This window comes from Streptomyces sp. NPDC002643, assembly GCF_053592555.1.
Genome location: NZ_JBSFVY010000014.1, coordinates 51,710 through 65,200, shown reverse-complemented (window position 1 = coordinate 65,200; position 13,491 = coordinate 51,710). Strand labels below are relative to the sequence as shown.

12 protein-coding genes are annotated in these 13,491 nt (G+C 69.8%); 6 read left to right on the top strand and 6 right to left on the bottom strand.

What is annotated here, in order from left to right:
* Positions 1 to 14 precede the first annotated feature (14 nt).
* The 3 genes from ACWD4G_RS22090 to ACWD4G_RS22080 form a co-directional block, all read right to left on the bottom strand.
* The gene (locus ACWD4G_RS22090; protein ID WP_451295928.1) at positions 15 to 599 is read right to left on the bottom strand and encodes an ATP-binding protein; all 585 of its coding nucleotides are present in this window, start codon (positions 597 to 599) and stop codon (positions 15 to 17) included.
* A 309-nt stretch (positions 600 to 908) separates the two neighbouring features.
* Positions 909 to 2,564, bottom strand: a complete 1,656-nt coding sequence (locus ACWD4G_RS22085; protein ID WP_451295926.1) for a HAMP domain-containing sensor histidine kinase — start codon at positions 2,562 to 2,564, stop codon at positions 909 to 911.
* Between the two features lie 13 nt (positions 2,565 to 2,577).
* Positions 2,578 to 3,306: a response regulator transcription factor gene (locus ACWD4G_RS22080; RefSeq protein WP_451295925.1), complete on the bottom strand. Its 729-nt coding sequence runs from the start codon at positions 3,304 to 3,306 to the stop codon at positions 2,578 to 2,580.
* Positions 3,307 to 3,659: 353 nt separating this feature from the next.
* Here ACWD4G_RS22080 and ACWD4G_RS22075 point away from each other — a divergent pair, with 353 nt between their 5' ends.
* Together ACWD4G_RS22075 and ACWD4G_RS22070 are read left to right on the top strand one after the other, a co-directional pair.
* Positions 3,660 to 4,898: a glycosyltransferase family 4 protein gene (locus ACWD4G_RS22075; RefSeq protein WP_451296229.1), complete on the top strand. Its 1,239-nt coding sequence runs from the start codon at positions 3,660 to 3,662 to the stop codon at positions 4,896 to 4,898.
* A 299-nt stretch (positions 4,899 to 5,197) separates the two neighbouring features.
* Positions 5,198 to 6,058, top strand: a complete 861-nt coding sequence (locus ACWD4G_RS22070) for an AraC family transcriptional regulator (protein ID WP_451295923.1) — start codon at positions 5,198 to 5,200, stop codon at positions 6,056 to 6,058.
* Here ACWD4G_RS22070 and ACWD4G_RS22065 read toward each other — a convergent pair.
* Together ACWD4G_RS22065 and ACWD4G_RS22060 are read right to left on the bottom strand one after the other, a co-directional pair.
* Complete coding sequence (locus tag ACWD4G_RS22065) at positions 6,042 to 6,227, bottom strand: hypothetical protein (protein ID WP_451295921.1); 186 nt, start codon at positions 6,225 to 6,227, stop codon at positions 6,042 to 6,044. The genes ACWD4G_RS22070 and ACWD4G_RS22065 overlap by 17 nt on opposite strands.
* The gene (locus ACWD4G_RS22060) at positions 6,227 to 7,003 is read right to left on the bottom strand and encodes an SDR family NAD(P)-dependent oxidoreductase (protein WP_451296227.1); all 777 of its coding nucleotides are present in this window, start codon (positions 7,001 to 7,003) and stop codon (positions 6,227 to 6,229) included. The genes ACWD4G_RS22065 and ACWD4G_RS22060 overlap by 1 nt, the downstream gene beginning before the upstream one ends.
* A 135-nt stretch (positions 7,004 to 7,138) precedes the next feature.
* Here ACWD4G_RS22060 and ACWD4G_RS22055 point away from each other — a divergent pair, with 135 nt between their 5' ends.
* The gene (locus ACWD4G_RS22055; protein WP_451295919.1) at positions 7,139 to 7,573 is read left to right on the top strand and encodes an ester cyclase; all 435 of its coding nucleotides are present in this window, start codon (positions 7,139 to 7,141) and stop codon (positions 7,571 to 7,573) included.
* 132 nt (positions 7,574 to 7,705) lie between these two features.
* Here ACWD4G_RS22055 and ACWD4G_RS22050 read toward each other — a convergent pair whose 3' ends face one another.
* Positions 7,706 to 8,755 carry a serine hydrolase domain-containing protein gene (locus ACWD4G_RS22050; protein ID WP_451296225.1) on the bottom strand — a complete coding sequence of 350 codons (1,050 nt, stop codon included), beginning with the start codon at positions 8,753 to 8,755 and terminating at the stop codon, positions 7,706 to 7,708.
* A 263-nt stretch (positions 8,756 to 9,018) separates the two neighbouring features.
* Here ACWD4G_RS22050 and murC point away from each other — a divergent pair, with 263 nt between their 5' ends.
* From murC to murD, 3 genes are all read left to right on the top strand, one after another.
* Positions 9,019 to 10,404 carry a UDP-N-acetylmuramate--L-alanine ligase gene (gene murC / locus ACWD4G_RS22045; protein ID WP_451295917.1) on the top strand — a complete coding sequence of 462 codons (1,386 nt, stop codon included), beginning with the start codon at positions 9,019 to 9,021 and terminating at the stop codon, positions 10,402 to 10,404.
* A 67-nt stretch (positions 10,405 to 10,471) separates the two neighbouring features.
* Entirely contained in the window at positions 10,472 to 11,950 is a 1,479-nt protein-coding gene (locus ACWD4G_RS22040) for a UDP-N-acetylmuramoyl-L-alanyl-D-glutamate--2,6-diaminopimelate ligase (protein ID WP_451295915.1), read from the top strand.
* Between the two features lie 149 nt (positions 11,951 to 12,099).
* On the top strand, positions 12,100 to 13,482 hold the full coding sequence (murD, locus tag ACWD4G_RS22035) for a UDP-N-acetylmuramoyl-L-alanine--D-glutamate ligase (protein WP_451295913.1): 1,383 nt from the start codon (positions 12,100 to 12,102) through the stop codon (positions 13,480 to 13,482).
* Positions 13,483 to 13,491 lie beyond the last annotated feature (9 nt).

Here is a 13,491-nt window from a genome sequence, read left to right as displayed (position 1 = left end):
GGTGGTCCCCGCCCTCACGCCGGCGCCGCGACCGCCGAGGGGGCCGGGACCACCGACGGGGCCACGGACGGGGCCACGGACGGGGCCACCGAGGAGGCCACCGCATGTGAGGACGGCGGAACCGCCATCGCCGCCCGGACCGTCAGGTCGAACCACACCGCCTTGCCGTCGGGGTGGGCGAGGCAGCCGGCGGCATGGGGAAGGGCGGCGGCCGTCCCCCAGTGGCCCTCGGTGAGGGCGTCGACGAGATGGAGGCCCCGGCCGCCCTCCTCCCAGCCGTCCGGTGTCAACTCCCGCATGACCGGCGGGTTCTCGTCACCGTCGTAGACCATCACCCGGACCCGCCACCCCTCCACCGCCACCCAGAGAACCGATCCTCCACCTTTGGCGTGCACACACGCGTTCGTCACCAGCTCGGACGTGCACAGCGCGGCGGCGTCCACGAGGCTGTCGAGGCCCAGGGTCCGCAGCACCGTGGAGACGAAGTCGCGGGCGATGTGCGGTGAGGTGTCGAGCGGCGGGCAGAAGAGTGTGTAGGTCGTCGCGGTGGGCGAGAACCAGGGTGTGGGGGCGGGGAAGTTGCGGGCGGTTTCGGGCACGGGTGATCAACTCCATAGCGACGAGCGGGGATTACCGGGGTCCCCACCGCGTCGGCGGCTCCCCCTCGGGTATCTCGACCCGGGGCGCACTTTCAACTGGCAGCAGGCAGGGGTGCGTTACACACAACATGGCTATGAGTAATCAGCTGAGCACTCTACGTGAGCGCAGGAATGACCGTAGTCTGCATATTCGCACCGCCGCAATGGACTCGGTGGAAGTACTACGAAAGCCCCGCCCCACCGGCACACCCCACCCGACGCCGACGCCCCCCACGTCCGCGCACCCGGGCGGACCGACGGCGACCCCGCTCAGCCCTGACTCCCGCGCACCGTGAACCCGGTCACCAGTCCCCCGCCCTCGCGTCGCCTCGCGAACGGTGTGCCTCCGTGGGACGCGGCCACGGCGCGGACGATCGACAGCCCGAGCCCGGAGCCGGGCAGGCTGCGGGCGTCCGGCGCGCGGTAGAAGCGGTCGAAGATACGGTCGAGATCGCAGTCGGCCACCCCGGGCCCCCGGTCCAGCACCTCGACCCGTACGAAGTCCGAGCCCTCGCCCCCTTCGTCGCCCTCACCAAGCTCCCCGACCAGGCCTCCCGACGAGCCGCCCGCGCCCTTCGAGCCCCCTGCCCCCTTGGGCCCCCCCGCTCCCTTGAGACCGCCCGCTCCCTTCGAGCCCGACAGCCCCATATAGCCACCGGCCCCCGTGGACACCGGGGAACCCGGCGAGTCGCCGTCCTCCCCCATCTCCCCGTCCGCCCCCGCGCCACCCCGCGCGACCACGACCTCGATCGCGCCGGTGCCGTCGCGGTCGAACTTCGCCGCGTTCTCGACAAGGTTGGACACGGCCCGCTGCAGCGCCCCCGCCCGGCCCTCCACGGTCGTATCGCCCCACACCCGTACGACGACGTCCCGCCCCGTACGGCGGCGGGCGGTCGCCGCGACCTCCTCGGCGATGTCGGCCAGTTGCACCCGCCGTACGGGCTCGGTGCTGGAGTGCCCGGCGGCGAGGTCGACCAACTCATTGACCAGGTCGGTCAGTTCACGGGCCTCCTGGGCCAGGTCGTCCACCAGCTCCTCCCGTATCCCGGGCGGGAGTTCGTCGATGCGGCGGAGCAGGGAGATGTTGGTGCGCAGCGAGGTCAGCGGGGTGCGCAGTTCGTGGCCGGCGTCCTGGACGAGGCGCCGCTGGTCCTCCTCGGACTGGGCGAGGCGGACGAGCATCCGGTCGAACGAGCGCCCGAGCCGGCCCACCTCGTCGCGTCCCGCGACCGGCACCTGGATGCCGAGCTGCCCGGTGCGGGCCACATCCTCGGCGGCGGCCGTCAGCTGCACCAGCCGCCGGGTCTGCCGCCAGGCCAGCCACCACCCGAAGAGCCCTGCCGAGAGCACGACCCCGGACACGAACAGCAGGGTCCGCTGCTGGAGTTCCCGCAGCAGATCCTCCGTGTCGCTGAACTCCTGGGCGACCTGTACGGCACCGCGCCCGCCGCCGAGCGCGACCGTGGCCACGCGATAGCGCCCGGCGCCGACCTCGACCTCACCGTGCTCGACCATCGCCCCGGCACGGGTCGCGCCAGCCACCCGGCGGTCACCGGGGCGCACGGGCAGCCCGGGAGCGCCCTCGTCGAGGATCTCACCGTCGGGGCCCAGCACCTGGACATCCGTACGACCGGAACGGATCAGATCGTCACGCGGACCGCCGCTGCCCGACGGCGCGAAGTCCTCGGGCGTGAGCGCGTCCTGCTCGACCAGCTCCCGCAGATCCCGGACGACCTCGGCGAACACGGTCTGCTGGTCCACCCGCACCAGCCGCGCCGCCGCGCTGTAGCTGAGAATCCCCACGAGCACGGTGACGACACAGGCCACGGCCACGAACGACATCGTGAACGTCGCCCGCAGCGAGGGCCCGAGTCGGAGCCGGGCGAGCACCCGGGACAGCACCCGCAGCGGACGGGACGACGGCATCGCGCGCCGCCCCTCAGTCTTCCCGCAGCGCGTATCCGACACCGCGCACGGTGTGGATCAGCGCGGGCGCCCCCGGCTCGTCCAGCTTGCGCCGCAGATAGCCGACGTAGACGGCGAGGTTCTTGGAGCCGGGCCCGAAGTCGTAGCCCCAGATACGGTCGTAGATGGTGGCGTGGTCGAGGACGATCCCGGCGTTGCGCACCAGCAGTTCGAGCAGGTCGAACTCGGTCCGGGTCAGCTCCAGCTCCCGCGCCCCGCGCCAGGCCCGCCGCGCCTGTACGTCCATCCGCACCCCGGCGGCCATGAGCAGTCCCCCGGCCTCGGTCGCCCCGGCCGCACCCGAGGCGGCGGGCTTCACCGGAGCGTCCCCGGCGCCGCCGGTCCGGCGCAGCAGCGCGCGCAGCCGGGCGAAGACCTCCTCCACGTCGAACGGCTTGACGACGTAGTCGTCCGCCCCGGCGTCGAGTCCGGCGATCCGGTCGGCGGTCTCCACCAGCGCGGTCAGCATCAGGATCGGCGTACGGTCGCCCTCGGCGCGCAGCACCCGGCAGACCTGGAGACCGTCTATGCCGGGCATCATCACATCGAGTACGAGCACGTCCGGCTGCCGGCGATGCGCCTGGGCGAGCGCCTCCACACCGTCGGCGACCGCCGTGACCTCGTACCCCTCCAGGGTCAGTGCCCGCTCCAGGGCATGACGGATGGCACGGTCGTCCTCGGCGAGCAGCACATTCTGGGGCACCCCACCAGTCTGCCAAGCCCCCGCCCCGGCACGACGGCCCCCGGAGCCCCGGCCCCCGCTTCTTACCGCCCTCTCACCCCGCCCGCGCGCCCGGCTTACCGCCCCGGAGCACGGTGTATCCGTGTGGCCGCCGCCGGCGCGGGAACCCGGGGCGGCGGGACACGGCCCCGCGAATGGAGCCCAAGTCACATAAGGAGTACAAAGACTTCTGAATCGCACCAATTCACCACTGCCGGGAAGGTACGAGCCGCCGCATGCCCCCCACCGAGGCCGCCCCCACCCAGGTCGTCGCCCCCACCGAGGCCGCTCCCGCCGAGGGAACCCCGCACGCGAAGCCCCAGCGCGCCAAGCGCCTGAAGATCGTGTTCCTGCTGCACAACGCGTACGCCATCGGCGGCACCGTCCGTACGACCCTGAACCTGGCGTCGGCGCTCGCGGACCACCACGACGTGGAGATCGCCTCGATGTCCCGCCACCGCGACGAGCCCCGCTTCACCGCCGACCCCAGAGTCACGCTCGTCCCCATGGTCGACATCCGCCCCGACAGCCCCGACCTGCGCAATCCGGCCCACGCCCAGCCCGCCACCGACTTCCCGACGGCCGACAAGCGCCACCAGCAGTACAGCCGCCTGACCGATCTACGCGTCCGCGCCTATCTCTCGGCCTGCTCCGCCGACGTCGTCATCGGCACCCGCCCCGGCATCAACGTCTACGTCTCCCGCTTCGCCCCCCGCCGCGCCCTGCGCATCGCCCAGGAGCATCTGCGCCACGACGCCCACAGCAAGCAGCTGCGCAAGGTCCTCGCCCGCCACTACCGCACCCTGGACGCGGTCGTCACGACGACGGCCGCCGACGCCGAGGTGTACCGCGCACGGATGAACCTCCCCGGCGTACGGGTGATCTCCGTCCCCAACATCGTCCCCGACACCGGCGTCACCCCCTCCACCCGCACGGCCCCGGTGATCGCCGCCGCCGGCCGCCTCGCCCCCGGCAAACGCTTCGACCTCCTCCTGGAGGCGTTCGCCAAGGTCGCGGCGAAGGAACCCGACTGGCACCTCCGTATCTACGGCGGCGGCAAACAGCACGACCGCCTGCAGTCCCTCATCGACACCCTCGAACTGACCGACCGCGCCCACCTCATGGGCGCCCGCACCCCCATCGAGGCGGAGTTCGCGCAGGCGTCGATCGTGGTGAGCGCCTCGGACGCCGAGTCCTTCGGCATGACGCTGGTCGAGGCGATGCGCTGCGGAGTCCCGGTGATCAGCACGGACTGCCCCCTGGGCCCCGCCGAGATCATCACCGACGGCACGGACGGCCGCCTGGTCCCGATGAACGACCCCGACGCCCTGGCCGACGCCATCCTCGACCTCACCACCAACCCACCCCAACGCCACCGCCTGGGCCAAGCGGCCCTGACCAACGCCCACCGCTACGACCCGGCCCCGATCGTGACGAGGTACGAGACCCTGTTCACGGAACTCCGCATGACAAGGCGGAGGAGGAACTGGCAAAGGACGTCGACACGGGCGAGGAGCTGGCTCCGCAAAAGGGCAACGGCATGGAAACGAGCACTCGGCCCACGCCCGGCTTAGCGCCCCGGGCACCCGTTGCGTTCACGCGCATTTATCTCTGAACGCGGCGCATCTCATCACGCCGCCGCCCACGAAATGCGCGAAGCGCATTAAGGGGCGCGGGGCAGTATCGATATGCGGCTCCGCCGCGTGGGCGCGAGCAACCACGACGGTCCGCACCCTGAAGACTCCAGAACCCCCCACGGCGATTCTCAGCCCTCGCCCAAAACAACCTTCGACGAGGAGCCCCCGGCGACCATTCCTCCGCGGCCGATGGCGGCTCGGCCCCCGTTGTCAGTGCCGCCCCATACGCTCACCCCATGGCCGCCCGTGACCCCGGCATCCGCACCGACACCCAGGGCATAGTCGACGCCGTCGACCTCTTCGCCCACGTGGACTTCCGCCGCCGCGCCCCCGCCGAGCCCCTGCGCCCGTACGTCGAGCAGTACTGGCTGATCGACTGGGACCTCCCCGAGCCGTATGTCTCACACGTGGTCCCGCACCCGGCGGTCAACATCGTCTTCCAGCGGTTCCCCGGCGAGGCCCCGTTCGTCGAGATCGCCGGCGTCCAGCTGGGCCTCTTCGAACAGAAACTGGAGGGCAGGGGCCGGGTCTGCGGCATCAAGTTCCGCCCGGGCGGCTTCCGCCCCTTCGCCCCCGGCCGCCCGGTCTCCCACTGGACCGACCGCCGCGTCCGCCACCCCGAGGCCTACGCCGGCACGGACCCGGCCGCCCTCCTCACCCCGGACGACGAGGAGACCCGTATCGCCGCCCTCGACACCTTCCTCCTGAACCACCACCACCGGCCCGACCCCCAGGCCGACCTGGCCATGACCCTCGTGGAACGCGTCCACACCGACCGCACGATCCGCCGGGTCACCGATTTCGCGCGCGCCGAGGGCGTCTCCGTACGACTACTGCAACGCCTGTTCGCCGCGTACGTAGGGGTCAGCCCCAAGTGGGTGATCCTCCGCTACCGCATCCACGAGGCCCTGGAACGGGCCGAGACCGACCGCGACCTCGACTGGTCCGCCCTGGCCGCCGACCTCGGCTACGCCGACCAGGCCCACCTCGTACGCGACTTCACGGCGACGGTGGGGGTCCCCCCGACGGCGTACGCACAGGCTCTTACCCCCGCGCCCGCCACGCCCCTCAGAGGAACGCCTACTTCGCGTGCGTGACCGCGTAGATCATCACGAACGCGACGATGTGGATGCCGAAGAGGAAGTACCCCAGGTACCACCACATGTACCGCTCGTTCTTCTTCTCCTCGGCGAGCCGCCGCTTCTCGGCGGTGAGGCCGCCGGACTCGGCAGGCTCGCTCGCGGCACGCTCCTCGGATTCCGCCATCACACCTCCCGGTGGACCTTGGTGTTGGACGCCTGGGCGCGGGGGCGCAGGACCAGAAGGTCGACGTTGACATGGCTGGGCCGGGTCACCGTCCAGGCGATGGTGTCGGCGACGTCGTCGGCGGTCAACGGCTCCGCGACCCCCTCGTACACACTCGCCGCCTTCTCGGCGTCGCCCCCGAAGCGGGTCAGCGCGAACTCGTCGGTCTTCACCATCCCGGGCGCGATCTCGATCACCCGCACCGGCGTCCCGACGATCTCCAGCCGCAGCGTCTCGGCAAGCACATGCGCCCCGTGCTTGGCGGCGACATAGCCGGCACCCCCCTCGTACGTCCCGTGCCCGGCGGTCGACGACACCACGACGACGGTCCCGTCCCCGCTCGCGGTGAGCGCCGGCAGCAGCGCCTGGGTGACATGGAGGGTGCCGATGACGTTCGTCTCGTACATCTGCCGCCAGTCGTCGGGGTCACCGCTGGCGACGGGATCGGCACCGAGCGCGCCCCCGGCGTTGTTGACGAGCACCCCGATGGTCTTGAAGGCGGTCGCGAACTCGTCCACGGCCGCGCGATCGGTCACATCGAGGGCGTACGCGACGGCCTGACCGCCCGCCTCGACGATCTCCTCGGCCAACGCCTCGATCCGGTCCTTGCGGCGCGCGGTCAGCACCACCCGGTACCCGGCGGCGGCCAGCCGCCGAGCCGTGGCGGCGCCGATCCCGCTGCTCGCCCCCGTCACAACGGCGATACGGGAGGCGACGGACGGTACGGCGGGGGCCATGTTCTGCTCCTGGTCATCGGCGGTCATCTGCCGAGATCGACTGACATCGGCTTTGTCGAAACGTTCCCGGCCAGGATAGGCGGGGCGACCGGTGAGACAATGAGACGGGTGATCCCCTGGTACTGGAGGTGGATCATGGGACAGGCACGCGAGCTCATGGACCGACTCACGGACGCGGTCACCACACACCCCGATCTGAAGGCCCTCACCGCGCTGTACGCGGAGGACGCGGTCGCCATCACCCCCGACGGAGGCGAGCTCCACGGCCGCGACGCCATCATCGACTACTGGCGCCAGATGACGGACGCGATCCCCGAGGGAAGGTACGAGCCCCTCCACGCCTACGAGGTGGGCGACACAGCCATAGACGAGGGCTTCTTCACCGGCCGGAACACGGGCCCCATCCAACTCCCCAACGGCGATTCCCTCCCCCCGACCAACAAGGAAATCAAGATCAGGGGCGTGGACTTCGCCACAGTGAAAGACGGCCGCATAGTCGAATACCGCCTGTACTTCGACCAGGCGGACTTCCTGGACCAACTGGGCCTACTCCCGGAAGAGCCGACGTAAGCCACCCACGGGTTGCCGCATCCGCCGGTGCCGCGACCGGAACACGCCTTGCCGCCGCAGACCCTCTCGGCAACAGGTGGAGTCACTGTTTACCGCCTCTTCCCGTCTGCGCTTCGGCAACCTTGGCTCCGCTCAACAGCCGAACACGATCTCCTGGAACCCGTCCCTCACCGCCATCAGCGGTTCCCGCTCCCGTGAGAAGTAGACCTTGTTGGTGAGGAGCACGGCCCACTGCCCCCGCTTCGGGGACACCCACATCGCCGTACCGGTGAAGCCGTAGTGCACCCAGAGGTCGTCGGCGGGCGAGGTGGTGAGAGGCGGGAACCACAGCAGTCCCCAGTGGGGTTCCAGCATGCCCGTGTGCACACGCAGCGACGCACGCACCCACTCGATCCCGAAACCGGGGCCTGACGGGCCCTCGGCCGCCGGAGAGAGGACATACCCCAAGAAGCGGCCCAGGTCGGCGGCGGTCGAGAAGACGCCCGACGCGCCGCATGCCCCGCCGAGCGCGCGGGCGGAGAAGTCATGGACCGAGCCGCGCAGCCGGGTGCCGGTCTCTTCGTCCCACTCGGTGGGCGCGCACCGAGCAGCGTACGCCGGAGGAAGCGGGCCGAAGCGGGTGTCGGTCATACCGAGCGGCGCCCAGACCCGCTTCCGGCAGTACCGATCCAACGGCTCGCCGCTGAGACGCTCGACGAGGAAGCCGAGGATCAGTGCCGCGCGGTCGGTGTACTGCACAGCCTCGCCCGGTGGGTGGCGCAGCCCCTCACGAAGCACCCCCCGTTCGATGGCTTCCCGTGCGGATCCATAAAGCGGCCGCAGGTTCGCGCGCAATGGCAGGCCCGCCGAATGCGTGAGGAGTTGACGAACCGTCACCGCACCGAGCGGAAAGGGCTCAAGATCCTTCCAGTACGCTGTGAGCGGGTCATCCAGACGCAACTGACGATTTTCCACAAGGCCGCCCACACAGGCCCAGGTGGCAAGAATCTTGCTGAGGCTGGCCAAATCGAAGACGGTGTCGCGACTCATGGGAGCCGCCAACTCCGTTGCCCCATAAGGACCCTGTCCACCACACAGCCCCTCGGCAAGGACTTCGCGGCTGTCTCCGATCGCCCAGACCGCTCCGGGAAAGACATGGTCCTCGACCCCGGACTCCAGAAGGGCCTCGATGCGCCGAACCATAGCCGCTTGTGTCATGACTCTGTCACCGCCTTGCGGTTCCAGTCACGGACGTCAAGGACTCGCATCCCGGGCGCCTCGCTCCGGTAACCACCTTACGGAGCAGCCTATTTGCAGTTGCATGGCACACAGAACCAACTCTATCGTTTCAACCTGCCGATCTTGACTTGTCATCCGGGATGTCACCGGATCTACGGCTCACATTCAACCGGAACTGTCCGAAGCAGGGCGGATTCGGTGTCGACACGGGGGAATTGAAAACAGCCATGGACATGCGTCGCGTCTCCGCGGAGGGGGCGATCCACTTCATCGGCGTCGGCGGATCCAGCATGAGTGGCCTGGCCATCATGCTGCACCGACTGGGGTTCCGGGTCTCCGGCTCGGATCGGGAGGACAGTGCCAACCTTCAGATCGTGCATGCCGCCGGCGTCCATGTAACGGTGGGTCATCATGCGGCGAACATCGGCGAAGACGTCCGGACGGTGGTCACCACTGCGGGTATCGGGCCCGACAATCCCGAGGTGATGGGGGCGATCGAGCGGGGCATCGGCATCGTCGACCGGGCGGACATACTGGCTCGCATCATGGACCGCTACCCCGTGGGCATAGCCGTCGCAGGCACCCATGGGAAGACAACCACGACCTCCCTGACCGTCGAGGCGCTCACGGCTGCCGGGGTGAACCCGGGGGCCTCACTGGGGGCGAAGGCGACCGTCGACGGAGGCAACTACCGTATGGGCGGCGGGGACCACTTCGTGGCGGAAGCCTGCGAGTACCACCGCCACTTCCTGCGGCTGAACCCGCAGATCGCGGTGGTCCTCAACGTGGAAGCCGAGCACAGCGACTACTTCGACGGCATCGACGACATCGTGGCGGCGTTCCAGGACTTCGCGCAACGCGTCCGGCCCGGCGGCGTCCTGATCACCTCCGCCGACTGCCCGCGCGCCCGAGCCCTCACCGTGGGCGAGGACCGCACACACATGACATTCGGCGAGGCCGCGGACGCGGACTACCGCGCCGAGGCACTCACCTGGCACCTGGGACGGCCCAGGTTCACGGTCACCTACCGCGGCGGGCAGTTGGGTGAGCTGGCGCCACGCCTACTGGGCCGCCACAACGTCGGCAACGTCCTCGCCGCCGTCGCCGCCGGACACCAGGCCGGCTTGACTCTGGATCAGATGCGCCCCGGCCTAGAGGCGTTCGGGGGTGCTCCGCGCCGGGTGGAGTACAAAGGCAGCCGGGACGGGGTGCGGGTCTTCGACGACATCGCCTGCCACCCCAACGAGATCGCGGCGACAATGGAGGCCATACGCGGAGCCGCCCCCGGCGGTCGCAGCCTGGTGGTGCTCCGCCCCAACTCGTTCACTCGGGTACGGGACTTCATGCACCAGTACGCAGACTGCTTCACTCCGCAGGAAACCGTCGTCGTCACCGACATCTACCAGGCCAGGGACACCGAGACTTTCGGGCTCAGCTCGCTCGACCTGGTCCTCGCAATGCGCTCGTCCGGCCGCGACGTGCACTACACGAAGGAGCCCGGCACAATCAAGCGGCTCGCGAGCGCGTCCCTGCGCAGCGGTGACGTTCTGGTGACCATCGGTCCCGGCGACATCGGGTCGCTCGGCGAGGCATGGCTGTCGACTGAGACATGATCGGGTAGCAGGGACGCCACTGCCCACCCGAATCCGCAAGGCCGCGAACAGCGGCGGAGGAGTGACTGTGAAGCTGAGTGAACTGCTGGACGGATACGACCACGAGGTCCTTCAGGGCGACACCGGACAAGAGATCGGCGGGGGTGTGGCCTACGACTCCCGGAAGGTGACCGAAGGGGCGCTGTTCATCGCGGTACGAGGCTTCAGCGTGGACGGGCACCGGTTCGTCGCCCAGGCGGTGGCCAACGGTGCGGTGGCGGTGCTGGTCGACCGGGAGATCGGCGAGGTGCCGGCGGAGGTGTGCGTGGTGCGGGTGGCCGATACCCGTGCCGCGTCCCCGGTCGTGGCCTCCCGCTACTTCGGGGAGCCGGGACAGGCGATGGACATGGTGGCCATCACCGGTACCAACGGCAAGACGTCTGTGGCGTTCATGCTGGAGGCCGTGCTGCGGCGGTCGGTGAACGCGACGGTCGGCGTGATCGGCACCGCGGGCAACCGGATCGGCGAGGAGCCGATCGAACTGGAGAAGACCACCCCGACCACCCCCGAGGCCATCGACCTCCAGTACTTGCTGGCGCACATGCGTGACCGGGATGCCACGGCCGTGGTCCTTGAGGCATCGTCGATGGCCCTCCGTCTGCACCGTGTGGACCGCTGCTTCGTGGATGTGGGGGTGTTCACCAACTTCAGCCAGGACCACCTGGACGACCACGGCACGATGGAGAACTACAGGAACGCCAAGCTGACTCTGTTCAAGGGCCTGTGCCGGCGAGCCGTGGTCAACCTCGACGACCCGGTGAGCCAGGAGATCGTGGAGCTGATGCCGGGGGACGTCACCACCTTCGGTCTGGAGGACGCGAAGGCGGACTTCCACGGCACCGACCTGGTGGTGGACGCGGCGGGCACCCGATTCACCCTGCACCACGAAGGGCGGGCGCTGGCGGTGTCGATCCCGGTGCCGGGCCGGTTCGCCGCGCTCAACGCGCTGGCCACCCTGGCGATCTGTCACAGCCTCGGCCACTCGCTTGAGCACGCCGCCGCCGCGCTGGCCTCGCTGCCGCCTACGCCGGGCAGGTTCGAGTGTTACCGGACGCCCGCCGGGGTGCCGGTGATCGTGGACTACGCGCACTCCCCGGACGCCCTGGACAACGTCCTGTCCACGATCCGTGACTTCACCACCGGGCGGGTCATCACCGTCTTCGGCTGCGGCGGCGACCGGGACCCCTCCAAGCGCGCACCCATGGGTGAGATCGCCGGGCGGTACTCGGACCTGTGCGTCCTGACCTCGGACAACCCGCGCAGCGAGGACCCCGAGAAGATCCTCGACGACATCGTGCCCGGCATCAGCGGCACGGGAACACCATTCGAGCGGGTCAGCGACCGCCGCGAGGCCATTCGCACGGCGCTACTGGCCGCACACGAGGGCGACACCGTGCTCGTCGCCGGCAAGGGCAACGAGAACTACCAGATCATCGGCGACCGCACGATCCACTTCGAGGACATGGAGACCGTGCGGGAGCTCAGCGAGGACTCGGCGACCCAGTAGGGGCCGCCGACCGAGCGAATCCGCCAACCACTTCACCGACCGAGCGCAGACCGTCCGACGACTGCACGCCGCGCCCGGCTTCGGCCGGCTCGCCCCCGCACCGACGAGATCCGGGGGCGAGCCGGAGACTCATACCACGGGGGCTGTAAGTGCTGCTCAACCATGCAAACGTTCTGGTGATCGGTCTGGGCGCCAGCGGGGAGAGCGCGGCCGTGTGCTGCGCCTCGCACGGCGCGCAGGTGACGGTCACCGACACCCGACGGGCCGACGAACTGACGGCGGAGCTGTCTCGGCTGGCCGCCCATCGGATGACGTACGTCCTGGGCACGCAGCCGCCGAGCCCCGAAGGCTTCGACTTGATCGTGCGCAGCCCCGGGGTAAGCGACGACATCCCGGTGCTGGCGGCCGCCCGGTCACTCGGTATTCCGGTCTGGAGCGAGATCGAGTTGGCATACGAGCTGTGCCCCTCGCCGATCATCGCCATCACCGGCACCAATGGGAAATCGACCACCACAACCCTGATCGGGGCCCTCATGCGGGCAGCGGGCCGCCCCACACAGGTCGCGGGGAACATCGGCCTGCCGTTCACCTCGGTGCTACCGGACCTGACCCAGGAGTCCGTGGCCGTCATCGAGGTCAGCGCCGGACAACTGGAGAACTGCCACCGCTTCCGACCGCAGACCAGCGTGCTCACCAACGTCCGCGCCGAGCACATGAACCTGTACACCTGGGAGCACTACATCGAGCTCAAGTCCCGCATCGTCCGGCACCACACCACCCTCCAGAACACGGTGGCCAATTACGACGACGAGATATGCCGCCGTATTGCCGCCACCACTGCGGGCCGGGTCCTCTACTTCAGCGCGCGCGGCGAACTCCCCGCCGGATTCGACGGCGTCTTCGTCTCCGCCGACCGGATCGTCGCCCGCACCGGCGACCACAGCCGTACGCTGGCCCGGCTCGGTGATTTGCGTGTCAGGTCCGCCACCGCCAACGTCCTTGCCACGCTGGCCGTCGGGCTGCTGTGGGACGTGGACCGGACGGCGATGGACACGGTGATCGCCGGGTACACGGGACGCGAACACGTGGTGGAATACGTGACGACGCTCGACGGGGTCGAGTACTACAACGACTCCAAGGCGACCAACCCCTGGTCGGTCATCCACGCCGTCGAGTCCTTCCCCGACCGGCCCGTGGTGCTGGTCACCGGGGGCAAGGACGACAAGGACGCCGACTTCGACGCCCTGGGGGCCGTGCTCCCCGACCGAGTGGCGCACGTGATCACCATCGGGGAGACCGCCCCACGGGTCATCGCAGCCGCCCGCGCCCACGGCTTCACCGCGGTCACCGCCGCAGGCTCCCTCCCGGAGGCGGTCGCACTCGCCCGACAGACGGCGTTGCCGGGCCAGGCGGTCGTCTTCAGCCCCGGTGCCAACAGCAAGGACATGTTCACCGATCACCGTCGGCGCGGCACCCTCTTCAAACAACTCGTCATGGACTCCCACGACCTCGCACCGGCCGCCGGGCGCTGACGTGGTGGG

What these genes read in the sequence shown, in the direction of transcription:
- ACWD4G_RS22085 (WP_451295926.1), bottom strand. Translation starts at nt 2,564, where the DNA reads ATGCCGTCGTCCCGTCCGCTGCGGGTGCTGTCCCGGGTGCTCGCCCGG.
- ACWD4G_RS22070 (WP_451295923.1), top strand. Translation starts at nt 5,198, where the DNA reads ATGGCCGCCCGTGACCCCGGCATCCGCACCGACACCCAGGGCATAGTC.
- ACWD4G_RS22065 (WP_451295921.1), bottom strand. Translation starts at nt 6,227, where the DNA reads ATGGCGGAATCCGAGGAGCGTGCCGCGAGCGAGCCTGCCGAGTCCGGC.
- ACWD4G_RS22060 (WP_451296227.1), bottom strand. Translation starts at nt 7,003, where the DNA reads ATGGCCCCCGCCGTACCGTCCGTCGCCTCCCGTATCGCCGTTGTGACG.
- ACWD4G_RS22055 (WP_451295919.1), top strand. Translation starts at nt 7,139, where the DNA reads ATGGGACAGGCACGCGAGCTCATGGACCGACTCACGGACGCGGTCACC.
- ACWD4G_RS22050 (WP_451296225.1), bottom strand. Translation starts at nt 8,755, where the DNA reads ATGGTTCGGCGCATCGAGGCCCTTCTGGAGTCCGGGGTCGAGGACCAT.
- murC (WP_451295917.1), top strand. Translation starts at nt 9,019, where the DNA reads ATGGACATGCGTCGCGTCTCCGCGGAGGGGGCGATCCACTTCATCGGC.